Source organism: Streptomyces sp. NPDC059917, assembly GCF_042730635.1.
Classification (GTDB): domain Bacteria; phylum Actinomycetota; class Actinomycetes; order Streptomycetales; family Streptomycetaceae; genus Streptomyces.
The window spans coordinates 1-9,287 of sequence record NZ_JBHWLC010000150.1 but is presented as its reverse complement, the minus strand read 5'-3'; the positions used below and the strand labels follow the sequence as shown (position 1 = coordinate 9,287).

Genomic DNA, 9,287 nt, shown 5'->3' with positions numbered 1-9,287 from the left:
CGCCCCGAGTCCTGGCCAGGACTCGGGGCGAACGGCGGTCGACGCGGTGGGGGTGGGCTCAGTGCCCGCGGGAATCCGCCCGGCGTCTGATCGCATATCCGGTACCCGCGACCGCGACCAGGAAGAGTCCGGCGCCGAGGGCCAGTTCGCGGACGTCCGTCCCGGCCACGCTGCCGCCGAGACCGCCGCGCACGCCGCGGGCCGCGGCCGTGGACCTGGCGGTGGGGGCGGTCGTACCGCCCGCGATGGTGAGATCGGCGGAACCGGTCTCGTTGTTGCAGGTGAAGTTGACGGAGTAGCGGGCCCCGCGCCGGGCGTCCCGGTCCACCGTGACCCGCACCGTCTTGCCCTTCGGCACGCTGACGGTGTCGAAGATGCCGGAGGAGACGGTGGCGCTCGCCGCCGTGCACCCGGTGAGGGAGAGCACGACCGCCCCGCCGGGTGCGACCGTCGAGGGGGAGACGGCGAACCCGAACGAGGTGATGGGCTGGGCCTCCGCGGCGACGGCGCACGCCGCGCCGAGCGCGAGGACGGTGCCCGCGGCCCCGGCGGTGAGCAGAGCGGTGGCTGAGGTACGTATCGCGCCCATGGTTCTTCTCCGGATCCCCGAGGAGCAGCTGCGGAACGGTTTCCGCACGTGGGGGGACGTGCGCCTCGATGTCCGACACGCTAGGTGCGCCTGCGGTGACCCGCGATCAGGAACGGGCGAATGGGGCATCCCGGTAGGCCGAACCGGGGACGGACGGGCCGCCGCCGGTGTGGCCCACCGGGATGCCGCCCCGGAATGTCGGCCCCGGGATGCCGGCCCCGCGTCAGTCGCCGTCGAGCCCCAGGTGCGGGAACTGCTGGAAGAACGGTTCGGCGGTGGCCGAGACCCCCCGGCTGAACGGCGCGTCGAAGTCCCAGATGAGGAAGAGCAGGAAGGCGATCAGCGCGCTGAAGAGCCCGGCGAGCAGCATCTCCCGGAAGGAGCGCCGGATCTGCAGGGTGAAGATCAAACCGACCGTCACCAGCGCGCCCGCCACCAGGCCGAACCAGACCACCCCCGGCATGGTGGCCCCGGCGCTCTGCAGTCGCGCGCTGCGGGCGTCGTCCGCGATCCCCACCTGGTCGACCAGGGGCTGGTAGGCCTGCCCCTCGTGGTCGGTCTGCGGTTCGTAGTCGGTGACGTCCCGGCGGATCCGGTCGAGCAGCTTGGTGCCCTGGTCCGAGACGTCCCCGTCGTCGGCCATGTCCTTCCACTCCCGCGTGACCACGTAGGTCACGTAGGCGTCGACGTCGGCGCGGATCCGGGTGCGCACCGCCGCCGGATAGACCTCCGCGCGGATGCTGACCTCGTGGAGCGCCTGCGACTCCTGGCGCACGTACTCCTGGGCGGCCCCGCGGCCCTCCCAGACGCCGGCGATCGCCAGGCCGAGCACGATCGCGTAGATGACCCCGATCATCATCGTCATGTACTCGATGACGTCCGGGGTCTCGTTCGGATCGTCGTCCTCACCGATCCGGCGGTGGTTGAAGAAGGCGATGGTTAAGACGACGGCGCAGGCCGCGGCCATCGCGAGGGACAGGACGAGCCATTCCGACAAGGGAACTCCCACAAGAAACGAATCGGGTCGGGGTCAGCGCGGGCGCAGCGCGACGATGGCGAGCACGGCGGGGGCCGCCGTGAGCAAGGTGAAGGTCACCGGCGAGATGTGGTGCTCCGCCGGTTTACGGGCCTCCGTGCGGTAGGCCGGCCTGGGCACCGGCTTCTTCGCGGGAGGCGCCACCACGGGGGCCGGCGGCGGTGTCGGCGCGGGCGGTGGCGGCGGGGCCGGAGCCCGGTACACCCGGGGCGCGGGCGGCGCGGGCTTCGGGGGCGCGGGCGGCGGCGGAGGAGGGGGCGGCGCCGGCGGCGTGGGCTTCGGCGGCGTGGGCTTCGGGGTGGGCGTGGGCGTCGGCTTGGGAGGCGTCGGCGTCGGCGTGGGGGTCGGGGTGGGCGTCGGTGTCGGGGTGGGCGTGGGCTTCGGGCAGGGCGGTGGCGGGGGCGGCGGGCACGGCGGGGGCGGCGGCGTGCAGTGGTGCCCGCCGTGATGGCCTCCGCAGTGCCGACCCCCGTGGTCGTCGTCGTGATGTCCGCCACCCCGGGAACCCCCGCCACCACCGCGGAAGCTCTCGCTCCGGGCTGCCGTGACCAGCTCGACGACGGCTCGGCCGCCGTCCGGGCCGGGCATCGTGGAGGCGCGGCTATCGGCCACGGCGGGTGTGACGGACAGTGCCGCCCACACGAGGACCGGGACCGTCAGCAGGCGCCTGGCACAGGGTCTGTTCACCCGGGGAGCATGGGGCCGCAGGCCCTCCCGCACTCCCGGACCTGCTCCGGTTCCCCCGAACGGGCGATGTGGGGACCGTAGAGGTTTGAGCCAGCTGTTGGTGGTGTCCGATCAGGCGGCGGTCAATTCCCAAAAGGTATTTGTCGGTTTCGATCAATGCGGGCGGACGGGGCTCCTGGTGTGTTTGGTGTGTGACGAAGAACGGACCGCCAATTTCCGCTTTTGCTCGCTCGGTTGGGCAATGATCAGTACATTCGGCTCGGACAGCTGTCCGAGACCGTGGACACCGATGGACTACACTTGGAGACCCCGATGGAGCGACCCGCCTGGGCCCCGCCGGGCATCGACATATCGGTGCCGAGCGTGTCCCGCATCTACGATTACTACCTGGGCGGCTCGCACAATTTCGAGGTCGACCGCCAAGCGGCCCGCCGGGCCATGGAATTCATCCCCGGTCTACCCAAGATCATGCAGGCGAACCGGGCATTCATGCGCCGCGCCGTCCGGTACGCGGTCGACCAGGGCGTCACCCAGTTCCTGGACATCGGGTCCGGCATCCCCACCTTCGGCAACGTCCACGAGATCGCCCGGGCCGCGAGCCCCGACGCCCGCGTCGTGTACGTCGACCACGACCCGGTGGCCGTCGCGCACAGCCAGGCGGTCCTGGCCGACACCGAAGGCACCGGCATCGCCGCCGCCGATCTGCGCAAGCCGGCGGACATCCTGGCGAGCCCCGAGGTGACCCGGCTGCTCGACCTGGACCGGCCCGTGGCCCTGCTGCTGGTCGCGGTCCTCCACTTCCTGGAGGACGCCGACGAGCCGTACGCCGCCGTGGCCGCGCTCCGCGACGCGCTGGCCCCCGGCAGCCTGCTGGTCCTCACGCACGCCTCGTACGAGGGCGTACCGCTGGCCGAGGAGGTCGCGGGCGGCGCCGTCGGCGTGTACCGGGACATCCGCAACCCGCTGGTCATGCGCAGCGGCGCCGAGATCGGCCGGTTCTTCGACGGCTTCGAACGGGTGGAGCCGGGGCTCGTCTCGATGCCCGAGTGGCGGCCGGAGGGCCCGCAGGACGGCGGGGCACAGGAAGACCCCTACGCCTTCTCGGGCTTCGCGGGCGTGGGACGCAAGGCGTGAGACTCCCGGCACAGACGGCGGGGGAAGCGGGCGCGATGGGCACCGGAAAGACCGCGAAGGGCGTCCCCGCGCCCGGAGCCGTACCCACGACCGCGCGCACGGCCCCTGCGGGCACGGCACGGACCGGCACGGCCCCTGCGGGGGCGGCGTCGGCGGGCTCGGCGTCGGCGGGTTCCGGGGCGGCCGGGCTGCCCGCCGACCCGGAGGACCGGATCGGACGGTTCGCGACGATCTGGAGCCGGGCCATCTTCCCGGTGACCGCCACCTCGCTGACCCGGGTGGAGTTCGAACGCCACCTCGTGCCCCTCGCGCGCACCCTGGCCGAGGCCCTGCACGCCCGCCCCTTCGACGCGTCCGTCGGTCAGCGGGTCGGCACGGAACTCGTGGCCGTGCACTGCACCGACCCGGAGGCCCTCGCGGGCACCCTCGGCGTGGTCGAGGCCTATCTCGTCCTGTACTGCGGCCCGGGCGGTGGCGGGGCGGACGAGTCCGAGGAGTACCGGGCCCGGTGCGCCCGCCTCCAGCACGGGATCGCGGCGGGCTTCGCCCGCGAGCTGCGCGAGCGCACGCTCAGGGAGCAGGAGGCCATCGCCCGTTCCGCGCTGACCGCCCGGATCGATGCCCAGCAGGCCCTGCACGCCAGCGAGGCGCGCTTCCGCGCGGTCTTCGAGGGCGCGGCCATCGGCATCGGCATCGCCGACCTCCAGGGCAACGTCATCGAGGTCAACGACACGCTGCTCCAGATGTTCGGCGGCCTCGAAGGGCACGTCCGGGGCCGCAACGTCAACGAGTGGAGCCATCCCGACGACACCCCGCACGTGTGGCGGATGTACGGGGAACTCGTGCGCGGCGAGCGCGAGCACTACCGCGTGGAGAAGCCGTACTACCGGCACGACGGCACCGTGCTGTGGACCAACCTGACGGTGTCCCTGCTGCGCGATGCCGAGGGCACCCCGCAGTACCAGCTGGCCCTGATGGAGGACACCACCGAGCGGCGGCTGCTGAACCTGCGGCTGCGCTACGAGGCCACCCACGACGCGCTGACCGGCCTGCCCAACCGGACCCTGTTCTTCGAACGGCTGGAAAAGGCCCTGAGCGGGGCCGGCGGCAGCCGCTTCGGGCTGTGCTACCTCGACCTGGACGGCTTCAAGACCGTCAACGACAGCCTCGGCCACTCGGCGGGCGACCGGCTGCTGGTGGAGGTCGCGGACCGGCTGCAGAGCTGCGCCACCGGCCCCGGCGAGGTCGTGGCCCGGCTGGGCGGCGACGAGTTCGTGGCGCTGACCACCGGGCCCGAGACCGAGGAGAAGGTGACGGACCTGGCGATGCGGATCCTCTCCGCCCTCGCCACCCCGATCCGGCTGGAGGGCCGCGAGCTGACGGTCCGGGGCAGCATCGGCATCGTCGAGGGCCCGGCGGGCTCGCGGACCGCCGCCGAGGTGCTGCGCAGTGCCGACATCACGATGTACCGGGCGAAGGCGGCCGGTGGCAACCGCTTCGAGTTCGCCGACGAGGAGGCCGACGCCCGGGCGATCACCCGACACGGTCTGACCAACGCGCTCCCCGCGGCCCTGGAGCGCGGTGAGTTCTTCATCGAGTACCAGCCGCTGGTGCACATGCACGACGGCAGCGTGCACGGCGCCGAGGCGTTGGTGCGCTGGTCGCACCCGCAGTACGGGGTGCTCGGTCCCGACCGCTTCATCCCGCTCGCCGAACGGACCGGGCTGATCGTGCCGCTCGGGCGCTGGGTGCTGGAGGAGGCCGTCCGCCAGGCCCGCAAGTGGCAGCGCGAGTACGGCGACTCGGCCCTGCGGATCAACGTGAACCTCTCGCCGACCCAGCTCCACCATCCCGGCCTGGTCGCCGACACGGTGGCGGTGCTGGAGAACTCCGGGCTGGCGCCGGGCGCGCTGTGCCTGGAGGTCACCGAATCGGCCCTGATCGGGGCCGACGACGAACTCCTCGAACCGCTGCGACGGCTCGCCGCCCTCGGCGTCGACATCGCGCTCGACGACTTCGGCACCGGCTACTCGAACCTGGCGAACCTGCGCCGCCTCCCGGTGAGCGTCCTGAAACTGGACCGCTCCTTCACGCAGGGGATGCAGCAGGAGCCGGCGAACCCGGTCGACGTGAAGATCGTGGAGGGGATCGTCGCCCTGGCCCACAGCCTCGAACTCGCCGTGACCGTCGAGGGCGTCGAGACCGGCGCCCAGGCGGCCCAGCTCCGCGCGCTGGGCTGTGACACGGCCCAGGGGTGGTACTACGCCCGGCCCGGCGCCCCGGACCGGATCCACACCCTCTCCCTCTGCGACGCCGTCCCCACTCCCTGACCCGGCTGCCCCTGCCCGACACCTGAGGCCGAGGTCGGGCGGGGCGCACCGGGTGTGCAGGGCATGCCGGGCATACGGGCTGTGCACGGTGTACGGGGCTCAGTTGAGGGCGGCTTCGATGCCCCGGCCGGGCTCGCGGATCGCCTCGCGGACGCGGTCGTGGCGGGCGGAGGTGTCGGCGAGCAGATGGGCGGCGGCCGGCAGCCGTTCGGCTTCGTAGGCCTCCAGTATCCGCTCCTCACCGGCCCCCGCCAGCGCCTCGGCCAGGATCCGCCCGAGGGCGGCCGCGTCCTGGATGCCGGTGTTCATGCCCAGGCCGCCCGCGATCGGGTGCACGTGGGCCGCGTCTCCCGCCAGGAAGCAACGCCCCTGCCGCATCCGGTCGGCCATCCGCACGTTGACCCGCCAGGTCGAGAGCCAGGTCGCCTCGGTGAGCCGGATCCCGGGCATCCGTGCGTGCTGGTCGAACAGCCGCTGGAAGCCTTCCAAGGAGGGGGCCAGGCGCTGTCCCTGCTCGTCGGTCTCCGGTGAGGCCTGGAGCTGGAACGTGTCGGTCCCCGGTATCGGGCAGAGCATCATGGCGCCGCCGTCGGAGGTGAACCACTGGTGCCAGTACTCGCGGCTCAGTCCCTCCGCCGTCACGTCCCCGACGACCATCGCCTCCTCGTCGCAGGTGCGCCCCTCGAAGGAGATGCCGAGCTGTCGCCGGATGGTGCTGCGGCCCCCGTCGCAGCCGGCGAGGTAGGCGGCCCGCAGGGTCCGCCCGTCGGCGAGGGTCACCCGCACCCCGGTGGCGTCCTGGTCCACGGTCGTCACCTCGGCGTCGTACTCGATGTCGACACCGAGCTCCGTCACTCGCTCGCGCAGGATCCCCTCGATCTGCCACTGGCCCATGAAGAGGGCGGTGCTGTCGCGGGGCGTGTCGTTGATGTGCTCCCCGTCGAAGTACTTGCGGAAGGTCAGTCCGGCGCTGCCCGTCGAGGTCATCCGCTCGGCCACCCCGAGCGTCTCGAAGACCTCCAGGCTGGTGGGGTGCAGCGCCTTGCCCCGGGACTCGCGGTGCGGTGCGGAGCGCTGGTCGATCACCCGGACCCGGGCCCCGCGGCGGACCAGGTCGCAGGCGAGGGTGAGGCCGGTCGGCCCGGAACCCACGATCAGTACGTCGGTCGGTGCGTCGGTCGGTGCGGCGTTCGGTGCGTAGCTCATCAGAAGTCCTTTGCTCCGTGGCGGCGTTGGCGTCGCCGTGGCGGCCGCTGTCGTCGTTGTGTCTCCAGTGAAGCGCCCGTCCGAAGAAAAAGCAACCAGGTAACAAAAAAAACCAGGACAGAAAAATAACCGAGACTGAAAAATGACCAGGTTGTGAAATCCGTGCTAGCTTGGTGGCATGGACAACACGAGTGCCCCTCAAACGACCGGGCTGCGCGAGGCGAAGAAGCAGCGCACGCGGCAGCAGCTCGCCGCGACCGCGCTGGAGCTCTTCCTGGAGCGCGGCTTCGACGCGGTTTCGGTCGCGGACGTCGCGGCCGCCGCCGAGGTCTCCAAGCCCACCCTCTTCCGGTACTACCCGAGCAAGGAGGACCTGCTGCTGGACCGCTTCGCCGACCACCAGGACGAAGCGGCGCGCGTCGTGCGGGAGCGACCGGCCGGGCAGACGCCGGTCGAGGCGCTGCACGACCACTTCATCGCCGCCCTCGCCGCCCACGACCCGATCACCGGCCTCTGCGACCACCCGAATGTGGTCGTCTTCCAGCGGCTGCTCTACTCGACCGCCAGCCTCAAGTCGCGCCTGGCCCACTACGCCGAACGCGAGGTGGACCTGCTCGCCGCGGTGCTGGAAGCGGAAGCCGGGGCGGGCACGGAGACGGACCCCGCCGCCGCGGGGTCCGGGGCGAAGCCCCAGCTGCTGTCGGCCCGGCTCGCCGCCCTGTATCTGGTGACCGCCCGCCATGAGCTGGGGCGGGCGAACTGGCTCCGCATGGACGCCGGGCAGAGCGCCGCCGAGGCGCACGCGGCCGCCGTGGCCGATGCCGACGCGGCCTTCGCCATGCTGGGGGAGGGGCTGAACCGGACCCTGGCCGCCCGGGTCCGGCCCGCCTCGTCAGCCGCCGGGGCCGTGGACCCGGCCCCGATATCCCCCACGCCCGGAGCCGGCCAGTAGGGCAGCGGTTGAACGGGCGGTCGGGGTGGCGGCCGGGGCAGGAGGTCGTCGGGTCAGTAGGTCACGGTGATCCGCCGCTCGGGGCCGTCGATCCGGACGAGCCCGCCGTAGGGGATCACCACCTGCGGATCCGTGTGCCCCAGGTCCACGTCGAAGACGGCCATCATGTCCGGGGCGTAGATCGTGAGCGCCCGCAGCACGGCCTCCCGCTGCTCCTCGGCGTAACGGAGCCTGGCTCCGGGGTCGTTCGGCCGGTCGAAGGACCACGCCTTCGGGCGCCCCATCAGCAGCGCGGAGAAGCGGGCGAGCAGCCCCCGCTCGCCCAAGCCGCGCAGCATCCGGAACACCTCCTGGGCCGCGGGCATCTCCTCGGACGTCTCCAGGAACAGCACGCCGCCCTCGGCCGCGTCCCGCGCGGTCGCGACCTCCCGGTCCGCCATCAGGAGCCAGGAGAGCACCTCCAGGTTGCCGCCCCACGCGCGCCCCTCGGCCACCCGGTCGGGGCGGTGCCAGATCCACCCACCCCCGTCCCGCGCGTCGGGCTCGGAGTCGAAGGTGGCGGGATCGGCCCAGTCCCGGTCGGTGTCCCGGAAGCGTTCGGCGGGCCGGATCTCGTAGGGGCCCGAGGTGAAGAGGGCGGCGCGGATCGAAGCGGCGGTCATCGGGTGGAGCGCGTAGGGCCTGCCGAGCTCGGTCATCACGCAGGCGCCGTGGTAGGCCACGATGCCCAGGTTTCGCAGGAACAACAGGAGACAGGTGTTGTCGCTGAAGCCGAAGAACGGCTTCGGGTGCGAGCGGATCAGCTCCCGGTCCAGCAGCGGCAGGACGGTGAGCTGGTCGTCGCCGCCGATGCTCGCCATCACCGCCTTGACCGTCGGGTCGGCGAAGGCGGCGTGGATGTCGTCGGCGCGTTCCCGGGGCGTGGATCCCATCTTCCGGGTCGCCGGATACTCCACCGGCTCCAGCGCGAACTCCTCGCGCAGCCGCGCCAGACCCAACTCGTAGGGGAGCGGAAGGATCCCCGGCAGGCCGGAGGAAGGGGAGATGACCGCGATGCGGTCGCCCGGTACGGGCTTGGGGGGAGAGGAGGGAGCGCTCATGGGGGGACAGTACGGGTCTCGTCCCGCCCTCGGCAGCCAGGTTTCCGCTGCTCAGGCCGCTGCGGTGCGGCCCGACGAGCACGCCGGCAGGCCGGCCGCGCGACGCGGGCCCGGCCACGGGCGGCCGCCGACGTCCACCTCCTGGGACGCTACTGCGGCCTAGGGCGTGTTTCGAAAGTAGCGCCGGGCGCCCGAAGGGCGCGGCTCGCGGCGTCTGGTGCCGTGCATCGCAAGGCGGAGGATCGCCCGCCTA

The 9,287-nt window shown here is 72.5% G+C and carries 9 protein-coding genes; 3 read left to right on the top strand and 6 right to left on the bottom strand.

The features are described 5' to 3' along the window. Positions 1–58: 58 nt before the first annotated feature. From ACFWAR_RS38625 to ACFWAR_RS38610, 4 genes are all read right to left on the bottom strand, one after another. Positions 59–589: a hypothetical protein gene (locus ACFWAR_RS38625; RefSeq protein ID WP_385788183.1), complete on the bottom strand. Its 531-nt coding sequence runs from the start codon at positions 587–589 to the stop codon at positions 59–61. 223 nt (positions 590–812) lie between these two features. Further along, positions 813–1,586: a hypothetical protein gene (locus ACFWAR_RS38620; RefSeq protein ID WP_385788181.1), complete on the bottom strand. Its 774-nt coding sequence runs from the start codon at positions 1,584–1,586 to the stop codon at positions 813–815. A gap of 33 nt (positions 1,587–1,619) precedes the next feature. Next, positions 1,620–1,745 (bottom strand): hypothetical protein, encoded by a 126-nt coding sequence (locus ACFWAR_RS38615; RefSeq protein WP_385788178.1) that lies wholly within the window; start codon positions 1,743–1,745, stop codon positions 1,620–1,622. After that, complete coding sequence (locus ACFWAR_RS38610; protein WP_385788176.1) at positions 1,711–2,037, bottom strand: hypothetical protein; 327 nt, start codon at positions 2,035–2,037, stop codon at positions 1,711–1,713. Before ACFWAR_RS38610 ends, ACFWAR_RS38615 begins: the two co-directional genes overlap by 35 nt. A gap of 587 nt (positions 2,038–2,624) precedes the next feature. Between ACFWAR_RS38610 and ACFWAR_RS38605 the strand changes: the two genes are divergently transcribed. Continuing rightward, the gene (locus tag ACFWAR_RS38605; RefSeq protein WP_385788173.1) at positions 2,625–3,446 is read left to right on the top strand and encodes an SAM-dependent methyltransferase; all 822 of its coding nucleotides are present in this window, start codon (positions 2,625–2,627) and stop codon (positions 3,444–3,446) included. Beyond that, complete coding sequence (locus tag ACFWAR_RS38600; protein ID WP_385788171.1) at positions 3,443–5,776, top strand: putative bifunctional diguanylate cyclase/phosphodiesterase; 2,334 nt, start codon at positions 3,443–3,445, stop codon at positions 5,774–5,776. Before ACFWAR_RS38605 ends, ACFWAR_RS38600 begins: the two co-directional genes overlap by 4 nt. 99 nt (positions 5,777–5,875) lie before the next feature. Here the strand turns inward: ACFWAR_RS38600 and ACFWAR_RS38595 are convergent, their stop codons facing one another. Next, positions 5,876–6,982: an FAD-dependent monooxygenase gene (locus ACFWAR_RS38595; protein ID WP_385788169.1), complete on the bottom strand. Its 1,107-nt coding sequence runs from the start codon at positions 6,980–6,982 to the stop codon at positions 5,876–5,878. A 178-nt stretch (positions 6,983–7,160) separates the two neighbouring features. Here ACFWAR_RS38595 and ACFWAR_RS38590 point away from each other — a divergent pair, with 178 nt between their 5' ends. Continuing rightward, positions 7,161–7,934 (top strand): TetR/AcrR family transcriptional regulator, encoded by a 774-nt coding sequence (locus tag ACFWAR_RS38590; RefSeq protein ID WP_385788167.1) that lies wholly within the window; start codon positions 7,161–7,163, stop codon positions 7,932–7,934. Between the two features lie 53 nt (positions 7,935–7,987). On the opposite strand, the gene ACFWAR_RS38585 is transcribed toward ACFWAR_RS38590, so the two are convergent. Further along, positions 7,988–9,034, bottom strand: a complete 1,047-nt coding sequence (locus ACFWAR_RS38585) for a S66 peptidase family protein (protein ID WP_385788164.1) — start codon at positions 9,032–9,034, stop codon at positions 7,988–7,990. Between the last annotated feature and the right edge of the window lie 253 nt (positions 9,035–9,287).